This is a genomic window from Jeotgalibacillus sp. 10bf12 (assembly GCF_055597105.1).
In genome coordinates this window covers 630,527-649,194 of sequence record NZ_CP200276.1, presented here as the reverse complement: position 1 = coordinate 649,194, position 18,668 = coordinate 630,527, and the positions used below count along the sequence as shown (strand labels likewise).

Below are 18,668 nucleotides of genomic sequence, written 5' to 3'. Positions count from 1 at the left end.
AAAGTTTAACGATAATAGACAATCAGCCTGAAATTGTTAATTAATCAACAAATACATAGAAAATAACGATTGTATTATCTCCTCAATTTAATATGATTATAATCAACACAGTGTTCATTAAGCAATATTTTGTCTAATAGAAAGGAGTATTTATATGCATGCAGTGGAGGTATCAGGCATATCGAAATCTTTTGGGGACATAGAGGTTTTAAAAGATATTTCTTTTACGGTCAGCAAGGGAGAAATTGTCGGCCTCATCGGTCCATCAGGTTCAGGGAAAACGACCGTGGTCAAAACGATTATTGGCATGGAGAAAGCGGATGAGGGAAAGGTGACCATTCAGAATCAACGCATGCCAAACCGCTTGTTGTTAAATCAGATTGGCTATATGGCTCAGTCTGATGCGCTGTATATGGAGCTGAGTGCTGAGCAGCAGCTGGTTTTCTTTTCAAAGCTGTATGGCGTACCTAAAAACAAAAGGAAGCAGCGTATCAGTGAGTGTATGGGTCTTGTTGATTTAGAAAGCGACTTATCAAAAAAGGTGATGAATTACTCCGGCGGAATGAAAAGAAGGTTATCTTTAGCACTGGCTCTGTTGCATGAGCCTGACATTCTTGTGTTGGACGAACCAACAGTTGGGATTGATCCAAGACTGAGAAAGCAGATCTGGGAGAAGCTTCAGTTACTGAAGCAGCAGGGTGGCTCTATTCTCGTAACGACACATGTAATGGATGAAGCAGAACGCTGTGACAGGCTGGTGCTTTTACTTGAAGGCTCAGTTTTAGCAGTCGGAACGCCTCAGGAGTTGAAAAATCAATTTAACACAGATTCGATTGAATCGATTTTTCTATTAAAGAAAGCTGGTGAATCAGCATGAGGATGCTTGCAGTAGCAGAACGGATTATTCAGCAGATTTTTAAAGATCGCAGAACACTCGCGTTAATGCTTGTTGCACCATTGTTAATTCTGACACTTGTTTATTTCCTCTTTCAGACTGATCAGGAGAGTATTGCACGCATTGGTGAAACAGGCTTAACGGATCAGATGATTGATCAGCTTGAAGAAGCGGATGTTGGTCTTGTCTCTGTAGAACCGAATGAATCAATAAATGAACTTCTGCTTAATGAAGACCTGGATGCTTATTTTCTTTTCGAGGATGACCTGCTTCAAGTCACTTATAACGCAAGTTCCACTACCACGATTGGTGGTGTGAAGGCACAGGTTGCAGGACTTCGCCAGCAGCATTTCGCTTTGCAGGTAGAGGAAGTAATGATGAAGGCAGCTGAAAGCGGACTGATTAAGCCGGATGAAGGGCCAGGGTTATTGGATGTGGATGAAGCATATGAGTTTGGGTCAGACGAAACAACATTTTTCGATACAATCAGTCCATTTTTAATCGGATTCTTCGTCTTCTTTTTTGTATTTCTTATTTCAGGTATATCGCTTTTACGAGAACGGACGACAGGCACACTCGACCGATTGCTTGCCACACCTGTAAAGCGTTCTGATATTGTGTTTGGCTATCTGATCGGGTATGGCATATTTGCCGTTATACAGACCATCATTGTGGTCTTTTACAGTACGTATATTCTGGACATTCAGATTGCAGGAAGCATCTGGTATGTGCTGCTGATTAACAGTCTGATTGCTTTTGTAGCGCTGGCGTTCGGACTGTTACTATCCACTTTTGCCAATTCAGAACTCCAGATGGTCCAGTTCATTCCGATCGTAGTGATTCCGCAAATCTTTTTTGCAGGGCTACTGCCTGTCGATTCTCTGCAGGAGTGGCTCCAGGTGATTGCGAAAATTATGCCGCTTTATTATGGAGGAGACGCGTTAAAGGCTGTCATGATTTTCGGGCAGGGGATAGGTGAGATTTATATAGACCTGCTGATTTTGCTTGGTCTGGCGATTGTTCTGACGATCGTCAATATAACGGCTTTGAAAAAGTATAGAAAAATATGATTTGAAGTGTCTTTGCCTATACAGTTGGCAAAGGCACTTTTCTTAAAAAATGAAAGGTCGCATTTTTATCATAATGGGGATGGATGAAGGGTATGAACTAAGTGAGAACATAAAGAATGGATTCCTTTGCATTGAAAGGGGACGGTTCATATTGAAAATCTACACAATCGGTCATTACAAACACACTGAAGAAGAATTCCTACATATGCTGAAGGCTGAAGATATCAGTTATATAGCAGACGTACGCGCTTTTCCGGGGAGTCGGAGAAGCCCTCAATTTAAAAAGGAGAATTTGAAGAAGTGGCTTGAACAATCAGGGATCGGCTATCGGCATTTTCCGGAACTGGGTGGGAGAAGAAGAATATCAAGTGAGGTTGGAGAGGATCTGAATGCCGGATGGGAGAACCGGTCTTTTCACAATTATGCGGATTATTCGCTGACAGATGAATTTAAGGTTGGCGTTGGGGGGCTGGTGAAGCTTGCTGAGAAGGAAAGTGTCGCTTATATGTGCTCAGAGCATCATCCCGCCAGGTGTCATCGGCTGATTATCAGTAATTGGCTGCAGGCAAACGGCTGGCGTGTGCATCATATTATTCCGGGAACAAAAGGTGAGCCGAAGCTAGTAGATCATGAGCTTGGTCAATGGGGAGCGGTGCCTGTGATTGAAGACAGCGGGGAGGTTGTCTATCCTTTGATCAAATAAGAGGGCATAAGCTCATGCCCTCTTTTCAAAGCAGTCTTCACACAAAAACGATGCTTCATTTCTTAAATACGCTTTAATTTCAGTAAATCCTTTTCTTTTCGGATAGCGGAGTTTTGCATACACCTGCTCGTCCCCCTCGATTTCCCTGCCGCAATTTGTACATTTTGGCGGGTCAAACAACATGTTGGAAGCCTCCTGTTCTTTCTGTTTTTTGTAAGTTGAAGTAAGTTTATATGAAATGAAGCAGACTTACAATTCACTGGAGAGCAGGAAGGGAGAAATGAAGATGATACAGCAGATCAGACAAATGGATGTGTTACGACTTTACCGTTTCGTGCGGTTTTTGTTCCAATTGTAAATATATTCCCCTCTTGACACGCTTTTCATCCCCTTATACAATACGTGTAACCGGTTACATAAAATCATTTTTAAAGGTAACCGGTTTTCTAAAACTAAAATATGTAACCGATTACATAAATTCCAGGGTGTGGTGAAATGGCAACGATTAAGCAGGTAGCACAGCATGCGGGTGTTTCAGTCGCAACGGTTTCAAGAGTGCTCAATGATAAAGGATATGTGCATGAAGATACGCGTAAAGCGGTGCTGAAAGCGATTGAAGAGCTTCAATATAATCCAAACAGCGTAGCCAGAAGTCTCTTTAAAAAATCTTCTAATACAATTGGGCTTTTAATTCCTGACATTACAAACCCCTTTTTCCCTCAGCTGGTCAGAGCGGTTGAAGATGTCATGTATCCAAAAGGGTATACAACGATCCTTTTCAACAGTGATGAAAATATCCAGCATGAGCTTGATTATCTGAAAGGAATGACGTCAAAGTACATTGACGGCGTCATTGTTGTCTCTAACACGCTTAAATGGGAACACCTTGAGCCGCTTAGTGTACCGGTCATCGCACTGGATCGCCATATAGATGACAGAATTGCTTCTGTCACAATTGATAACTATGAAAGCAGTTTTAAAGCACTTGAATTTCTGGTTGAAAGAGGATGTAAAAGAATTGCTCACCTGGCAGGTCCTTCACACGTCTTTACTTCAAGCGAAAGACTGAGAGCGTATAAAGACTTCACCCAGAAAAACGGTCTTGAAGAAATGATTCAGGAAGGGTCTTATGAGCTTCAAAGCGGCATGCTGAAAACGATGCAGCTGTTAACAAAGCATCAGCAGGTTGATGCGATTTTTGCAGGTAACGATGTCATGGCAATTGGTGCACTGAAAGCCGCTGCGAAGCTCGGAATTGACGTACCTAAAGAACTTTCAGTGATGGGCTTTGACGGTGTGGAGTGGGGTACAGCAGTTACGCCGGAACTTAGTACAATGCAGCAGCCGATCTACCAGATTGGAAAGAAAGCAGCTGAGATGCTGCTCAAACGGCTTGAAAATCCGGGATTGGCACCTGAGCATGTCAGGCTCAATGCGGAATTAACCGTCAGACAGTCAACGAAATAAGGAGTGATTGCATGATTACAGTAGCAGGCAGTTTAAATATAGATCTTGTCACAGAAGCGGAAAGATTTCCGCTTCCGGGAGAAACCATTTTAGGTACCGGTTTCTCCACAGTGTTTGGAGGAAAAGGTGCGAACCAGGCCGTTGCAGCTGCAAGACTTGGCGGCAAAGTGAAAATGATCGGTAAAGTGGGAGACGACCTTTATGGTGAGAGTTACCTTGAGCACTTAACGAAAGAAAATGTTGATGTATCTGATGTGAAACCGGTTACACATTTGCCGACAGGGACCGCGTCGATTGTCGTGGCTGAACAGGATAATCAGATTATTGTGGTTGCCGGTGCAAACGGACATGTGGACCGGACTTATATCAAAGAGACGCTCACTGGAATGGATAGAGGTGTCCTGCTGGTACAGCTTGAAATTCCGGATGAAGCGGTTGAAGAGGCGATGAAAGCGGCAAAAGCAAGTGGCAGCACCGTGATTTTAAATCCCGCGCCATTTAAACCGCTTCCGGCAGAATGGTGGGAACTTGCTGACTATGTCACACCAAATGAACACGAGGCAGCTGCCCTTAAGAAAGAAAGCAATTTTAATGAAGCCTACAGAGAGAAATTAATTGTTACAAGAGGCAGTGAAGGTGCAAGCTTTTTTGAAAATAGTGAAGAAGTGCTGGTACCCGCACCTAAAGTGACACCGGTTGATACGACTGGAGCAGGCGATACATTCAACGGAGCGCTTGCAGCGTTTCTTGATCAGGGGTTTGATTTAAGACCGGCTGTTGAAAAAGCAGTCAAGGCAGCCAGTATGTCAATTACAGCGCTTGGTGCACAAAGTGCCATGCCGACACTCGAGCAGCTTGAAGGAGGCGAAGATCATGCGCAAAAGTAACTTTTTAAACAGTGAGATCACGAAAGTGCTGGCTGATCTTGGTCATACAGATACAGTTGTGATTGCTGACTGCGGGCTACCGATACCTGAGCATGTGAAAAAAATTGATCTGTCTCTTACGCTTGGCATTCCGGATATAGAAACGGTTCTAAAAGCGGTTATCAAAGAGATGGAGGTTGAGTCAGTCACCATTGCAGAAGAAGCAGACACTCAAAATCTCACGTTCAGCAGCCTTGTAAATGAACAATTCAACTTCATTCAGAAAGTATCACATGAACAATTCAAGCAGAAGACATCTACAGCAAAAGCAGTCATTCGGACGGGAGAACATACGCCATATGCAAATATCATACTGCACGCGGGGGTGATCTTTTGAGTAAGCCAATCATTGAAATGACGGACATTCACAAAGCCTTTGGACCGGTTCAGGTGCTCACCGGCGTCTCCTTTGACTTAAAGCCTGGCGAGATTCATGCGCTGATGGGTGAAAACGGAGCAGGTAAATCGACGCTGATGAAAATTCTCACAGGTATTCATCCGAAAGACCAGGGAGAAATCACTTACAAAGGGAAAAAAACATCTTTTAAAAACCCAAAAGAAGCTGAAAAAGCCGGTATCAGTGTGATTCATCAGGAGCTGAATATCATTCCTGAGCTGACAGTTGCTGAAAACTTCTTCTTAGGAAAAGAAAAAACAGCCGGGAAAACAGGCATTTTAAGAAATAAGGAAATGAATGAAGAAGCGAAAGCCTGGCTGATGGAGCTCGGCATCAAGCTTGACCCCAAAAAGTCTGCTGCAGAATGCTCAGTTGGCCAGCAACAGATGATCGAGATTGCCAGGGCGGTGTCTGCTAACAGTGAAGTGCTGATTATGGATGAGCCCACAGCGGCACTGACGAAAAAGGAAATTGATGTACTGTTTAACGTGATGAATGGTCTCAAAAAGAAAAATGTAGCGATCGTTTATATTTCTCACCGGATGGAAGAGATCTTCAGTATGTGCGACCGGATTACCGTCCTGAGAGATGGTGCTTCAGTTGGAACGAGAGTAATCAAAGAAACCAACTTTCAGGAAGTTGTAAAAATGATGGTTGGACGTGAGCTTGGCGAACAGTTTCCTGAAAGAAAGGTGACACCTGGAAAAGTGAGGCTGACAGTTGAAAATCTGTCTTCATCCACCGGCGTAAAATCAGCTTCTTTTGATCTGAAAGAGGGAGAGATTCTGGGCGTGGCCGGACTGATGGGTGCCGGAAGAACAGAACTGATGAGAGCACTGTTCGGAGCTGATAAAAGCTCAGGAGTAATTCAAATTGAAGGGAAAACGCTGAAGAAGCCGACGCCTAAGAAATCAATTCGGGCAGGGATGGCATTCGTCACTGAAGACAGAAAAGGCGAAGGGCTGATTCTGAATCAGACAGTCAGGGAGAATCTTTCAACTGCTCAGTTCAACAACATTTCCAAATGGAGCCTGATGAATGCAAAGAAAGAACATGCTTCAGCAACTGAACTAATCAAGCAACTGAGAATCAAAACTTCCGGACCGGAGCAGGAAGCGAAGTCGCTCAGTGGAGGGAATCAGCAGAAGATCGTCATCGGGAAATGGCTTGCGACGAACCCTTCCGTACTGATCCTCGATGAACCGACCAGAGGGGTTGATGTCGGTGCGAAAAAAGAGATTTATCAGATTATGAATGATCTGACTGCAAGAGGCGTGTCTATCATTATGGTGTCATCAGAGCTTCCTGAAATCCTCGGGATGTCAGACCGGATTCTTGTGATGCATGAGGGAAAAATCACTGCAATCATGAACCGGACAGACGCGGATCAGGAAAAAATTATGACAGCAGCAACAGGAGGAGAGTAAATTGAAAAACTCAGGTATTATCCAAAAAATCGGTCCTTTCCTTGGATTGTTACTGATCGTAGTCGTACTATCCATTTTAAGTCCGAACTTCCTTGACCTTAACAATATCCTGAATATTTTAAGGCAGGTCTCGATTAACGCATTGATTGCATTCGGAATGACATTTGTCATTTTAACAGGCGGGATTGACCTGTCAGTCGGCTCAATGCTGGCGCTTGGTGCAGCGCTGACTGCAGGTGCAATGACATCAGGTTTTGATCCGATTCTCGCTATTTTAATTGGCTTACTGATCGGTGCAGCCATGGGTGCATTCAACGGGATCATTATTACAAAAGGTAAGGTTGCCCCGTTTATTGCAACACTCGCAACCATGACGATTTACCGCGGGTTGACGCTTGTGTATACAGAAGGCCGTCCTGTAACGGGACTTTCAGATGCGTTCTCTTTTCAGATGATTGGTAAAGGGTATGTTTTCGGGATTCCATTCCCGGTCATTACGATGTTTTTAGCTTTTGGTGTATTATGGTTCATTCTGAAGAAAACCACATTTGGACGCGGCGTTTATTCAGTCGGTGGGAATGAAGAGGCTTCGAGACTTGCAGGGTTAAATGTAGACCGCATTAAAATTGGTGTCTATACGTTAACAGGTGTGCTAAGTGTACTTGCAGGGATTATCCTGACATCACGTTTGAACTCAGCTCAACCGACAGCCGGTACTGCATATGAGCTTGATGCGATTGCTGCTGTTGTATTAGGCGGTACAAGTTTGACTGGCGGTCGTGGATGGATTGTCGGCACGTTAATCGGTGCACTAATTATTGGAGTCCTTAATAATGGGCTCAACTTGATGAATGTATCTTCTTTTTATCAACAGGTGGTAAAAGGCGGCGTGATTCTGCTGGCAGTATTGCTGGACCGGAAAAAAGCTGCTTAATAATAAAAACTAATTTAAAAGGAGTGTTCAAAAATGAAAAAAAGATTATTTTTAACATTGATGCTGATGATGTCACTGGTTTTGGCGGCTTGTTCTCTAGACTCTCCAGGTTCTGAAAGTGAAGACGCAGGAAGCGATGAAGGTGCCAGTGATGAGGCAGGGACAATCGGTTTTTCGATTTCAACATTAAATAATCCGTTTTTTGTTACATTATCAGAAGGTGCTGAAGCGCAGGCTGAAGAAGCAGGCATGGACATTACAGTTGTTGATGCTCAGGATGACCCGGCAAAGCAGGCTAGTGATATTGAAGATTTGATTCAGCAGGGAGTAGATATCATTCTGGTGAACCCAACTGATTCAGCAGCAATTGCATCTGCGATTGAATCAGCTAATAGCGCTGATATTCCAGTAATTACGGTAGACAGAAGCGCAGAAGGCGGAGAAGTTGTGACGCATATTGCTTCTGATAACGTTGAAGGCGGACGTCTTGCTGGTAACTTCATCATGGAAGAGCTTGGCGGCTCAGGTAATGTTGTTGAGCTTGAAGGGATTTCAGGATCTTCAGCAGCCCGTGAGCGTGGAGAAGGGTTCAACGAAGTGATTGGTGAAAGTGACATTGAGGTCGTTGCAAATCAGACAGCAAACTTTGACCGTGCTGAAGGACTTTCTGTTATGGAAAACATTATTCAGAGCGGTGTGGAATTTGATGCAGTATTTGCCCACAATGATGAAATGGCCCTTGGCGCTGTAGAAGCACTAGAAGCAGCAGGGATGTCAGATGTTATGGTTGTCGGCTTTGATGCAACTAATGATGCAGTAGCAGCAGTAGAAGAAGGAACAATGGCAGCAACAGTAGCGCAAAAGCCTGATGAAATCGGTGTAAGTGCGATTGATACAGCACAGGCAGTACTAGACGGCGAATCGGTAGAAGAATTCGTGCCAGTTGAGCTTGAGCTTGTGACACAGTAGTATTTTGACCCCTTGCATTCAGTTGGATGTGAGGGGTTTTGTGATACAGCGGGACTGAGGTTAGTGTATCATTATGGGTATTTTATCCAAATTAATGCATGAGTCTCTAAAATAACTATTGTATTTCCTTATCCAATGGTTATAATAGGTAAAAACAAACGTCAATGACAAAGAGAGTAGCTTACTGTGAATGTATAGCGAGCCGGGGACGGTGGGAGCCCGGTGATGAAGCAGGGAGTGAAGCGCACTTTGGAGATGCAGGTCTGAAAAATGAGTAGGAGCTGCCGGGGATACCCCCGTTATCAATTTGAGTGGTTGTGAAAACAATGAGAGTGGTACCGCGGACGAATCAAACGCCCGTCTCTTTTCCTGTATGGAGAAGAGACGGGCGTTTTTTATTTGGAGGAGGAAAATTGATGAACGATCAATCGTTATTTGCAGAAGCTTTGTACAAACAATTAAAGGACCAGCTTGAGCTTGAAAAGGTGGTTCAGCTGATCGAAAAGCCGAAATTTGACGACATGGGTGATTATGCATTTCCATGTTTTGAGCTTGCAAAAGTTTTTCGAAAGGCACCTAACCAGATTGCCGGTGATCTCGCTGACAACCTTGAACTACCTTCTCTTTTTGAAAAGGTGGAGGCGGTCAGCGGCTACGTGAATGTCTTTTTGGATCAATCAGCAGTTTCGGCTTCAGTGGTTGGAGAAGTGATCCAGCAAAAAGAGCAGTATGGCAGCCTGAATCATGAGAACAGTGAAGTCATCACGATTGACTTCTCCTCACCAAATATCGCAAAGCCCTTTTCAATGGGACATCTTCGTTCAACGGTGATTGGTCATTCGCTTGCACGGATTGCTGAGAAGAACGGCTTTGAGGTTGTACGGATTAATCATCTCGGTGACTGGGGGACGCAGTTTGGCAAGCTAATTGCGGCTTATAAGCTCTGGGGAAATGAAGAGAAAATCCGTGAAAACCCGATTAAGGAGCTTCTGACGCTCTATGTAAAGTTTCATGATGAAGCAGAGCATGATGCATCTCTGATTGATGAGGGTCGCCTTTGGTTTAAACGTCTTGAAGACGGGGATCAGGAAGCGCGTGATCTGTGGAAGTGGTTCAGAGAGGAGTCCCTGAAGGAGTTTAACAGTATTTATGAGCTGCTCGGCGTGACGTTTGATTCGACGCAGGGAGAGGCTTTTTATAATGACAAGATGGAGCGGGTTGTGAAGCTGCTTGAAGAGAACCAGCTTTTACAGGAATCTGATGGTGCGCTTGTGGTGGAGACGGCAGAAGGGATGCCGCCCTGTCTGATTAAAAAGAAGGATGGCACAACGCTTTATGCGACGCGTGATCTGGCAGCTGCGATCTATCGTCACGAGACTTACGGGTCATCGCGGTCGCTCTATGTCGTCGGAAATGAGCAGACGCTGCATTTCAAGCAGTTGTTTCATGTGCTTGGAAAAATGGGCTATGAGTGGAGTCAGGGGCTGAAGCATGTTCCGTTTGGCATGATGCTGAAAGATGGCAAGAAGATGTCTACGCGAAAAGGGAAAGTCGTGCTGCTTGAGGAAGTGCTGAATGAGGCAGTGAGTCTGGCGAGTCAGAATATTGCAGATAAGAACCCTTCTCTTGCTGAAAAGGAGCGGGTTGCTTACCAGGTAGGAACAGGCGCTGTCATGTTTCACGATTTAAAAAATCATCGTCTGAATGACGTGGAGTTTTCACTCGATGCAATGCTGAAATTTGAAGGAGAGACAGGACCTTACGTTCAGTACACGCATGCGCGGGCATCCTCTATTTTAAGAAAAGGAGGCTATCATGAGAGCACTGAAGCACTGGTTTATACTGGTGATCAGGCATGGCGCGTGGTTAAATGTCTAATGGATTTCCCGGAAACCATTAAACGTTCATTTGATGGGAATGACCCTTCTCAGGTAGCGAAATATGTACTTGAGCTGGCGAAGTCGTTTAACCAGTATTACGGGAACGTGCGGATTTTGGATGCTGTTGAAGGCAGACAGGAGAAACTGGCACTGGTTCATGCAGTTCAAGTTGTGTTGAAAGAAGGTTTGTATTTACTTGGTGTGCAAGCACCTGAGGAGATGTAATGAGGTGGCTGGAAAGTTTAAATATGCGAATGCCGCGCAGACTGATTATAATCATTCATGTAAGAGATTAAAGCATAGGAGGATAAGTTATGTGGCACAATTATCAGTGGATGAATAAGCCGGAAAAAATACGTGAGCAGGATGCTACACTCAGTTTTCACACAAAGGGTGACACTGACTTCTGGAGAAACACACATTATCAGTTCAATCGAATGACAGGGCACGCTTTATTACAAAACATCCCGTCAGAAGAATTCCGCTGCACCGGTTCCTTCAAAGTAAAACCTGAACATACTTTTGATCAGGCGGGGATCTTAATTTACGCAGATGACGATAATTGGATCAAATGCTCAGTTGAATACATTCCTGAAGGGCCTTCTCATCTTGGAGGCGTCGTGACCTCGCATGCATACTCAGACTGGTCTACGCAAAACTTTCCGAATGCGAGAATATCTGAAGAAATGACATTTGAAATCATTTATCAATCAAATGATGTTGAAATTTATTTTATTGACCAGCAGGGGAACCGTGAGCAGATCCGAATTGGTCGCCTGCATAATCCGAATGGTGTAAAAGAAATTAAAATCGGGCCTTATGCCTGCAGTCCAAATGAGCTTGATCAGGGGTTTGAAGTGGAAGTGACGAAGTGGAAGATAGAATAAGCAACAAAAAACAGTCTACAGCGCTCTGTTTTTCATTATTTATTTACATCAATCACATCATCAAACAGATTCAGTCCGTCAGTCTGCACAATCTTATGGCGATCGGTTTCTTTTACAAAAATACTTTTATACTGAACCTCACCGTTTTCGTCTTTAAAAAGAATGACGCGTTCACCGGGATTGTCGTCTGCAATTTCAGCTGAAACACTTTCTATATCGAAATGCTCAGTCAAGTTGTCGTATTCCGGAAAAGCATTCAGATCACCCTCATTTGCCGTTGCACTGCAGCCCGCAATGAATAGTGTACTGAACATGAACGCCAATATTAAATTTCTCATCGTCTCTCTCCTTTAAGTCTTCTCAATCTGTATATTACTCTCCTAATATAAGATTAAACTGGGAAGAAGATTAGAATTTGATGAGAAAATGATCATGATTTGCAGGTGTAATAGTCCTGCGCGTGGTATACCTCAAACCCGCAGGATTCATAAAGCTTCAGCGGACCTTTATTCTCTGCTTCAACTTCAAGATGAACCTCAAGCCCGTCTGCCTGGAGCTGATGAAGCACGTTCAAAAGCGCATTTCTGCCAATTCCTCTTCCCCTTAATTCTTGAGATACGACAAATCCGTATATCCAATACTGATCATTCATTAAATGGATCCGGAGCTTACCCGCAGATTGACCTTCCCACTCAATGATGTGGGAAACTGTTGAGGGGTCTTCAACCTCTGCATCAAAAAACTGCTCCACCTCTTCACGCGGGATTGAAAATCCATCTGCATCAAGATTAATCTGAAATGAGCGGTCACCTGGCTGTGCTTTTCGCAAAGCGAGCTTCTCAGAAGGCTCGGGGGTCACGTTCCCGTTCCATTTCATCTGATATTCAGTCATCTTATAACTAGCACCAATTTGATGGATAAACGCCTGTCCGGCACTTGATGAAGCAGGTGAATTAAGCAGAACCGTCTTGTACCCCGCCCCCTTCATAAACGCAAGCGCTTCGTTGAAAAGAGCTGTGAAAATTCCCAGACGCCTGAAATCAGGGTGCACCATTCCACAAACCTCAGCCGTCGCACCGAAACCATATACACCAAGATAACCAATGAGCTGCTTATCTTCAGTCTGCTGAAAAACCTTTACACCTTGACCACTTTCAATTGTGCTTTCATTCAATTTCAGCTGTATGTGATCGAATTGTTCACACATTTTCTTTAGCCCTGCGATATTTTGAAGCATTTGAGTCATTTGATCACGTCCATCTCCTGATTATGAAAAATCTTCAGTGGCTGTAATCAGCCGCTCCGATGAATGATTAATACTGCCGATCGCATTGAGAATTTCTTCAATACTTTCTGTGATAGAAGTTACATCCTGGTTTGTTTTTTGACCATGAGCTTTCAGGTCATTCATTGATTGAAAGATTGTATTAAAAGCAGCGGTCAGTTCTCCATAACCCCTGGCGTTATTTTCGATCAGCATTTTCATACTGTCAATTGACGTCTGCATATCAGACAGTTCAATGGTTTGAGTCGAGATCAGCCCGGTAACGTTAGAGATTGCCTGCTTTGTATCTTCTGATAGCTTGCGGACTTCTGCAGCAACAACAGCAAATCCTGAGCCATGCTCACCGGCACGCGCAGCTTCGATTGCGGCATTTAATGCCAGCAGGTTTGTCTGGCTCGCAATTGCTGTGACAACCTCAACAATGTTTTTAATCTGATCTGACGCCTGCTGTACACCAGACATACGCTGAAATAAATTTTTCATCGAGTCGATCATCTCATCCATTTGTTCTGTTTGAGCATTTAATAAGTTCTGACCCTGAATAGACTTTTCTGAAATCTCGTTGATGTTTTGCAGGTTATTCATAGTTGAATGACGGATTGAATTTGCCTGGTGGCTAAGCTCATCGACTGAAGCATTCGTTTGCTGGGTAATGGCAGCGAGATCATTTGTTGTATCCAGGATTTTCTCTTTAACGGAGAATTGCAGCTGCTGAATTTTCACCCGTTCTTCTTCGTTGACCTGTTCATACGTTTCAAGTACAAGCTGCTGTTCAAGGTTCAGGAGCTTATTGAAAGCACAGATGATGTCGGCCAGTTGATCCGGGGGGAAATTTTGTTTTGAAATATAGTGAATCAGCGTGCGTGATAATGATTCAAACGCTGCAATATACCATTTAGGCTCAAGACCAATTCTGACATGAACCTTAGCGATGACAACCCGTTCCTGAAAGTATGCCTGATTCACTACCCCGTCAAACATTTTGGCGATGTGCTGCTCAAGTGTTTTCTTAAGACGGCTAATCGAGCTGTGTTGTTCGATAATGGTCATCAATTTCTGTTCATGTCCAATGCTTCTATAAAATTGATTTGTCATCTCAGTAATGACGCCATCCCTTTGCAGCTGGCTTTTTAATCCGGCGAGTATACCAATATCTGTTTCTGTCAATTCAATCATTTCAATCTGAGTTTGAAGATTTTTATTATTACTTAGATCTATTGTTCCTTTAGCAGGTTGCAATGTCACAAGCTTTCTCTTGTTTTCTGAAGTATTTCTCCACTTCATTATAAATCCCCCTGTCGTATCAATAAGCTAATAATCAAACAGTTATGAAGTCTGAATATTACAACCATTTTATCGGCTGTTTTTTATTAGAGTGAATACCTCATAAAATATTTTGTGAAAACATCACTTTGTAAGATCAATCATATAGAAATGAGATATTCTACCAGAGGGACAGTGATCTCACTTATTTTTTAAACCGAGTGTGTTAAGCGGTGTCATTATGAATGACTCGCGGCCTGCAATTTAGTTTCAACTGGATAACAAACCTTATTTCTGCCAGATTGTTTAGCTTTATATAGCGCATGATCTGCATCTTTTAACAAAAGCTTCGGCTGTCGGGTTGTCTCCCGATAGGAGGCAAGACCAATTGAAACTGTCACCATAATTACTTCGCCCGTTGATAGTTTAAAGGGGTGTTGTTCCACCTGTCTGCGCACCCTTTCACTGATTTCCCGCGCTTTTTTAAATGAACAATCGAGTAAGATCACAGTAAACTCTTCTCCGCCATTCCTGCTGACGATATCAAATGAGCGAACAGTCTGCTTCAATACATTGCTCAACTCAATCAGTACTAAATCACCCTCATTATGACCATATGTGTCATTGACCTGCTTAAAATGATCAATATCAATAAACAGTAAGGAGAGCTGTTCCTCTTTCTTTTCAGCTTGTGTACACAGGTTGTTAAAAATCTGATCAAATTGACGTACATTATTTAGTCCGGTCAGACCATCTGTTTTCGCTTCTAATTTAAAGCGGTTCATCAGTTGTTGGCTATCACGTATATATGCCACTGTTGAAAAAGAAACGAATCCTGCAGTATAAGAGATGGACCAGTAGACAGAAATCAGCAGCGGCAGAATGCTCAAATCATTTAACAGATAAACGATGACTAGTGTGAAAATGATATTAGAAGCTGTGAGCGATAAAAAGATTTTCATTCGTATACTGAAGCGGGTATTAAAGATAAACAGTGCTGATGCTGTTATTGCTACTATTAATAGTAAGGCAGCAATAGATGAGAGGTTGAATCCAATCATAAAACGCCCTAAAATCACAAGTAACATCGCTGTGATCGCGGGGATACTGCCACCGTAGAAAGCAACCAGTAAGATCGGGATATGCCTGAGGTCGATAATGGTCGAGCCAAAATCCATGCTGTACTGCATCAGTATATTACTCAAGACACCGGCTAACAGCCCGGCGACCACTTTTCGTCTGACAGAGGATTCCCGCACTAATGGCGAGGCCTGGGTAAATTGTGTATATAAAAACAATGATGTGATTAAGATTGTAAAATTAGAAAACAATTCCTTGATCATGATTATTTTGTTCTCCTTTGCTCAGACGTAATACCTACATAACTTTAATATAACCGAGTTAATAAGGCAGTGCCATATGAAAAATACGTAATTCAGGAGGTGTTCCATGTGAAAATCAGAGAAAGAGGTATCATCATTGGCCGGCTGAAGCCTGGTGAAAAAAACTGTATAACAGATGTGAAGGGCGTAAAAGTGGGTCACATCACACTTGATCATGGGCTGGACCATGATAGTCATCGTGCCTGTACAGGGGTGACGGCAATTCTTCCACACGAAGGCAACCTTTTCCGCGAAAAAGTAACAGCTGCAAGCTATGTGTTGAACGGATTTGGTAAAACAACAGGACTTGTACAGCTCAATGAACTTGGTGTGCTTGAATCACCAATTATGCTGACCAATACATTCGGGGTGCCGGCAGTTGCGCAGGGGACGCTTGAGTATTTGCTTGAACAGAATCCGGAAATTGGTGATACAACCGGAACAATCAATGTTGTAGTCGGTGAATGCAACGACAGCTATCTGAATTCGATCCGACAGTTTCCTGTTAAGCCTGATCATGCACTTGATGCGATCCGACGTGCATCTACAGACCAGGCTGAAGAAGGCGCTGTCGGGGCGGGTAAAGGGATGGTTTGCTTCGGTTATAAAGGCGGGATCGGGACATCTTCAAGAGTGATTGAAAATGCAACTGATCCATATACGATTGGCATACTTGTACTGAGCAACTTTGGTCAAAAGGAAGAGTTTCTGCGTGAACGATATGGGATGGCATCAAAAGGAGAAGGCATTGATGAAACACCTGATGGATCCATTATGATTGTCCTTGCAACAGACGCACCGCTAAGTGACAGACAGCTTCAAAGGCTGGCAAAGCGCTGCGGGATCGGACTTGGCAGAACAGGCAGCCACTTCAGTCACGGCAGCGGTGATATTGTCATCGCTTTTTCAACTGCCTATAAAATTCCGCATGAACCAGCATCATCCGTGGAAACCAGAAAGCAGTTGAGGGAAGATCATCCGGTGATGAATCAATTATTTACCGCAGCTGCAGAAGCGACTGAGGAAGCGGTGTTGAATTCACTTTCCCAGGCGGAGACGACACGGGGGAGAAGTGGGCGTGTTGTTGAGGCATATCCGTTTACATAGATAATCGTTAGTCAGTCCAGACAAGTGGGCTGATTTTTTTATTCAAACGGAAACTAAGACTGTCATAAGCAGTAATAGGTGAAGGATCCAAAAATATGTAAAAAAATAAAGAGTTATATAGTATAATAGACACAAATGTCGAAAAGTGGAGGGTTTCAAATGGCATATACAGTACCGGAATCGATCAGATCAACAGCCACTGCGGGAGAGCGTCTTCTGTTCAGAACGTTAAAAGAATACCTGCCTGACGATTATATTGTGTACTACGAACCGAATGTGCTTGGACGTCGGCCTGATTTTGTCATTGTGGGACCGGATCTGGGTCTGGTCGTACTTGAAGTAAAAGATTACACGAAAGGCACGCTGTTTCAGTTAAATCAGGATGAGTGGATCATTGTATCTTCTTCAGGCGAGCAGGTTAAAACAAAAAGCCCAATGTTGCAGGCGCGGGAAAATATGTTTCACCTGGTTAACGCATTGAAAAAAGATAAAAATCTGCTTCAGCTAGAAGGGAAATTTGCATCTTATTTAAAGTTCCCATATGGATCTGGTGCTGTATTTACGCGTTTGACCCAAAAAGATTTTATTCAAAATGACCTGTATCGCATTGTGGATCCATCTCTTTCGTTAACCAGGGATGAAATCAATCCGGATGATGAATCATTCTCAGAAGAAAATTTGATAGAAAAAATCTTAAATATGTTTACGGTCCCATATCGCCTAAGGGAGCCTTTATCAAAAGAAGACATTGATGCAATCCGCTATCATTTATTTCCTGAGGTTCGGATCAGTGCTGAGTTTAAGCCAGCTTCGCCGTATCAGGATCAGCTGCTGTTATCTTTACATAATGTGAAAGCGATGGATCTGCATCAGGAAAATATGGCAAAGCAGATCGGGGGTCAAAACAGGCTGATCCGCGGTGTGGCTGGAAGTGGTAAAACACTCGTACTCGCAAGTCGTGCCAAGCTACTGACGAAGGATCACCCTGACTGGAAGATTCTTATCCTGTGCTACAACATATCTCTATCTCGCTTTATTGAACAAATGGTCTCTCAGATGATGACTGAGCCAGATAACCTATTTGATTTTGATGAAGAATCCGATCGCACAAGGCATCAGATTGAAGTGAGGAACTTTCATGCCTGGCTGAAACATGACGTGAAGTGTAAAGAACAGGACATCCCTGAGTTAGTTAAGAAGTTGCGTAACAAAGAAGCGATTTTACCAAAGTATGATGCGATTTTGATCGATGAGGGTCAGGACTTTGAGTCGGAGTGGTTTGAGCTTGTTAGTGAGCTATTGAATCCAGAAACAAAATCACTGCTGCTAGTAGAAGATCGTGCTCAGTCCATTTATAAAAGAAAACGCAGTTATGTCCAGGATACCGGACTGGATTTTCGCGGGCGTTCAAAAATCCTCAGTATCAACTATCGTAATACTGCTCAGATTGTAAAGTTCGCCTGGGATTTTTATCAGTCACAGTCAGCCTTGAAGAATAAAGTCGTGGCGAAGGAGCTTGATGGTGAAATTATCGCACCGCAAAGCACAAAACGAAAAGGTTTTGAGCCGGCCATTTTAAAGACAGATTCTTTTCAAAAGGAAGCAAATATTGTAGCAAGGCAGATGAAAAAGCTTCATGAACATAAAAAAATTCCTTATTCCGAAATGCTGGTGTTATATCGCGTAAAGAAAACATATGAGATGAACTATATAGATGTTTTAAAGCGAGAACTGAAAAAAGCAGGAATCAGCTACTACTGGCTTACTGAAAATAGCGAATCCAAACGCAATTTTCAAAAAGACGATCAAATGGTCAAGATCAGCACAATTGAAAGCAGTAAAGGACTCGATTTTCAGGCAGTATTCATTGTAAATGTTGATAACATGCCATTTGTATTACAGGATGACGTCGAGCGGGAGGCATCTTTGCTATATATCGGAATGACGAGAGCGAAGGAATATTTGTGTTTATCTTATTCCGGAGAGTCTGTGTTTACGAAGTATTTTGATGCGGTACTGGCTGAGCGATTTTCCTTTGAGAAAAATGATGTCATAAATGAAGGAAGGTTGAACTGA

The 18,668-nt window shown here is 43.2% G+C and carries 18 protein-coding genes and 1 other annotated feature; of the genes, 13 read left to right on the top strand and 5 right to left on the bottom strand.

Annotated features, from left to right (window positions below; translation table 11 throughout):
• Positions 1 to 154 precede the first annotated feature (154 nt).
• From DH10bf12_RS02995 to DH10bf12_RS02985, 3 genes are all read left to right on the top strand, one after another.
• Positions 155 to 877 carry an ABC transporter ATP-binding protein gene (locus DH10bf12_RS02995; protein WP_471737137.1) on the top strand — a complete coding sequence of 241 codons (723 nt, stop codon included), beginning with the start codon at positions 155 to 157 and terminating at the stop codon, positions 875 to 877.
• Positions 874 to 1,965, top strand: coding sequence for an ABC transporter permease (locus DH10bf12_RS02990; RefSeq protein WP_471737136.1), 1,092 nt, complete (start codon positions 874 to 876; stop codon positions 1,963 to 1,965). The genes DH10bf12_RS02995 and DH10bf12_RS02990 overlap by 4 nt, the downstream gene beginning before the upstream one ends.
• Positions 1,966 to 2,116: 151 nt before the next feature.
• Entirely contained in the window at positions 2,117 to 2,668 is a 552-nt protein-coding gene (locus DH10bf12_RS02985) for a DUF488 domain-containing protein (RefSeq protein ID WP_471737135.1), read from the top strand.
• Between the two features lie 12 nt (positions 2,669 to 2,680).
• Here the strand turns inward: DH10bf12_RS02985 and DH10bf12_RS02980 are convergent, their stop codons facing one another.
• Positions 2,681 to 2,851 carry a Fe3+ hydroxamate ABC transporter substrate-binding protein gene (locus DH10bf12_RS02980; RefSeq protein ID WP_471737134.1) on the bottom strand — a complete coding sequence of 57 codons (171 nt, stop codon included), beginning with the start codon at positions 2,849 to 2,851 and terminating at the stop codon, positions 2,681 to 2,683.
• 312 nt (positions 2,852 to 3,163) lie between these two features.
• On the opposite strand from DH10bf12_RS02980, the gene DH10bf12_RS02975 reads away from it, so the two are divergent.
• From DH10bf12_RS02975 to DH10bf12_RS02940, 8 genes are all read left to right on the top strand, one after another.
• Positions 3,164 to 4,135, top strand: a complete 972-nt coding sequence (locus DH10bf12_RS02975; RefSeq protein ID WP_471737133.1) for a LacI family DNA-binding transcriptional regulator — start codon at positions 3,164 to 3,166, stop codon at positions 4,133 to 4,135.
• An 11-nt stretch (positions 4,136 to 4,146) separates the two neighbouring features.
• Positions 4,147 to 5,022 (top strand): ribokinase, encoded by an 876-nt coding sequence (gene rbsK, locus DH10bf12_RS02970; RefSeq protein WP_471737132.1) that lies wholly within the window; start codon positions 4,147 to 4,149, stop codon positions 5,020 to 5,022.
• The gene (gene rbsD / locus DH10bf12_RS02965; RefSeq protein WP_471737131.1) at positions 5,009 to 5,398 is read left to right on the top strand and encodes a D-ribose pyranase; all 390 of its coding nucleotides are present in this window, start codon (positions 5,009 to 5,011) and stop codon (positions 5,396 to 5,398) included. Before rbsK ends, rbsD begins: the two co-directional genes overlap by 14 nt.
• A 17-nt stretch (positions 5,399 to 5,415) precedes the next feature.
• The gene (locus tag DH10bf12_RS02960; protein WP_471738177.1) at positions 5,416 to 6,885 is read left to right on the top strand and encodes a sugar ABC transporter ATP-binding protein; all 1,470 of its coding nucleotides are present in this window, start codon (positions 5,416 to 5,418) and stop codon (positions 6,883 to 6,885) included.
• A 1-nt stretch (position 6,886) separates the two neighbouring features.
• Positions 6,887 to 7,819: an ABC transporter permease subunit gene (locus DH10bf12_RS02955; protein WP_471737130.1), complete on the top strand. Its 933-nt coding sequence runs from the start codon at positions 6,887 to 6,889 to the stop codon at positions 7,817 to 7,819.
• Between the two features lie 33 nt (positions 7,820 to 7,852).
• A complete protein-coding gene (gene rbsB / locus DH10bf12_RS02950) occupies positions 7,853 to 8,788 on the top strand; it encodes a ribose ABC transporter substrate-binding protein RbsB (protein ID WP_471737129.1) in 936 nt (311 codons plus the stop codon).
• Positions 8,789 to 8,943: 155 nt separating this feature from the next.
• Positions 8,944 to 9,156 (top strand) — a binding site (T-box leader).
• 48 nt (positions 9,157 to 9,204) lie between these two features.
• Positions 9,205 to 10,893, top strand: coding sequence for an arginine--tRNA ligase (gene argS / locus DH10bf12_RS02945; RefSeq protein ID WP_471737128.1), 1,689 nt, complete (start codon positions 9,205 to 9,207; stop codon positions 10,891 to 10,893).
• An 89-nt stretch (positions 10,894 to 10,982) separates the two neighbouring features.
• Positions 10,983 to 11,555, top strand: coding sequence for a DUF1349 domain-containing protein (locus DH10bf12_RS02940; RefSeq protein WP_471737127.1), 573 nt, complete (start codon positions 10,983 to 10,985; stop codon positions 11,553 to 11,555).
• 35 nt (positions 11,556 to 11,590) lie between these two features.
• Here the strand turns inward: DH10bf12_RS02940 and DH10bf12_RS02935 are convergent, their stop codons facing one another.
• The 4 genes from DH10bf12_RS02935 to DH10bf12_RS02920 form a co-directional block, all read right to left on the bottom strand.
• Entirely contained in the window at positions 11,591 to 11,893 is a 303-nt protein-coding gene (locus tag DH10bf12_RS02935) for a hypothetical protein (protein WP_471737126.1), read from the bottom strand.
• Between the two features lie 92 nt (positions 11,894 to 11,985).
• On the bottom strand, positions 11,986 to 12,801 hold the full coding sequence (locus DH10bf12_RS02930) for a GNAT family N-acetyltransferase (RefSeq protein WP_471737125.1): 816 nt from the start codon (positions 12,799 to 12,801) through the stop codon (positions 11,986 to 11,988).
• A 21-nt stretch (positions 12,802 to 12,822) separates the two neighbouring features.
• The gene (locus DH10bf12_RS02925; RefSeq protein ID WP_471737124.1) at positions 12,823 to 14,124 is read right to left on the bottom strand and encodes a protoglobin domain-containing protein; all 1,302 of its coding nucleotides are present in this window, start codon (positions 14,122 to 14,124) and stop codon (positions 12,823 to 12,825) included.
• A 218-nt stretch (positions 14,125 to 14,342) separates the two neighbouring features.
• On the bottom strand, positions 14,343 to 15,446 hold the full coding sequence (locus DH10bf12_RS02920) for a GGDEF domain-containing protein (protein WP_471737123.1): 1,104 nt from the start codon (positions 15,444 to 15,446) through the stop codon (positions 14,343 to 14,345).
• A gap of 108 nt (positions 15,447 to 15,554) precedes the next feature.
• Between DH10bf12_RS02920 and DH10bf12_RS02915 the strand changes: the two genes are divergently transcribed.
• Together DH10bf12_RS02915 and DH10bf12_RS02910 are read left to right on the top strand one after the other, a co-directional pair.
• Positions 15,555 to 16,592 (top strand): DmpA family aminopeptidase, encoded by a 1,038-nt coding sequence (locus DH10bf12_RS02915; RefSeq protein ID WP_471737122.1) that lies wholly within the window; start codon positions 15,555 to 15,557, stop codon positions 16,590 to 16,592.
• 159 nt (positions 16,593 to 16,751) lie between these two features.
• A complete protein-coding gene (locus tag DH10bf12_RS02910) occupies positions 16,752 to 18,668 on the top strand; it encodes a 3'-5' exonuclease (RefSeq protein ID WP_471737121.1) in 1,917 nt (638 codons plus the stop codon).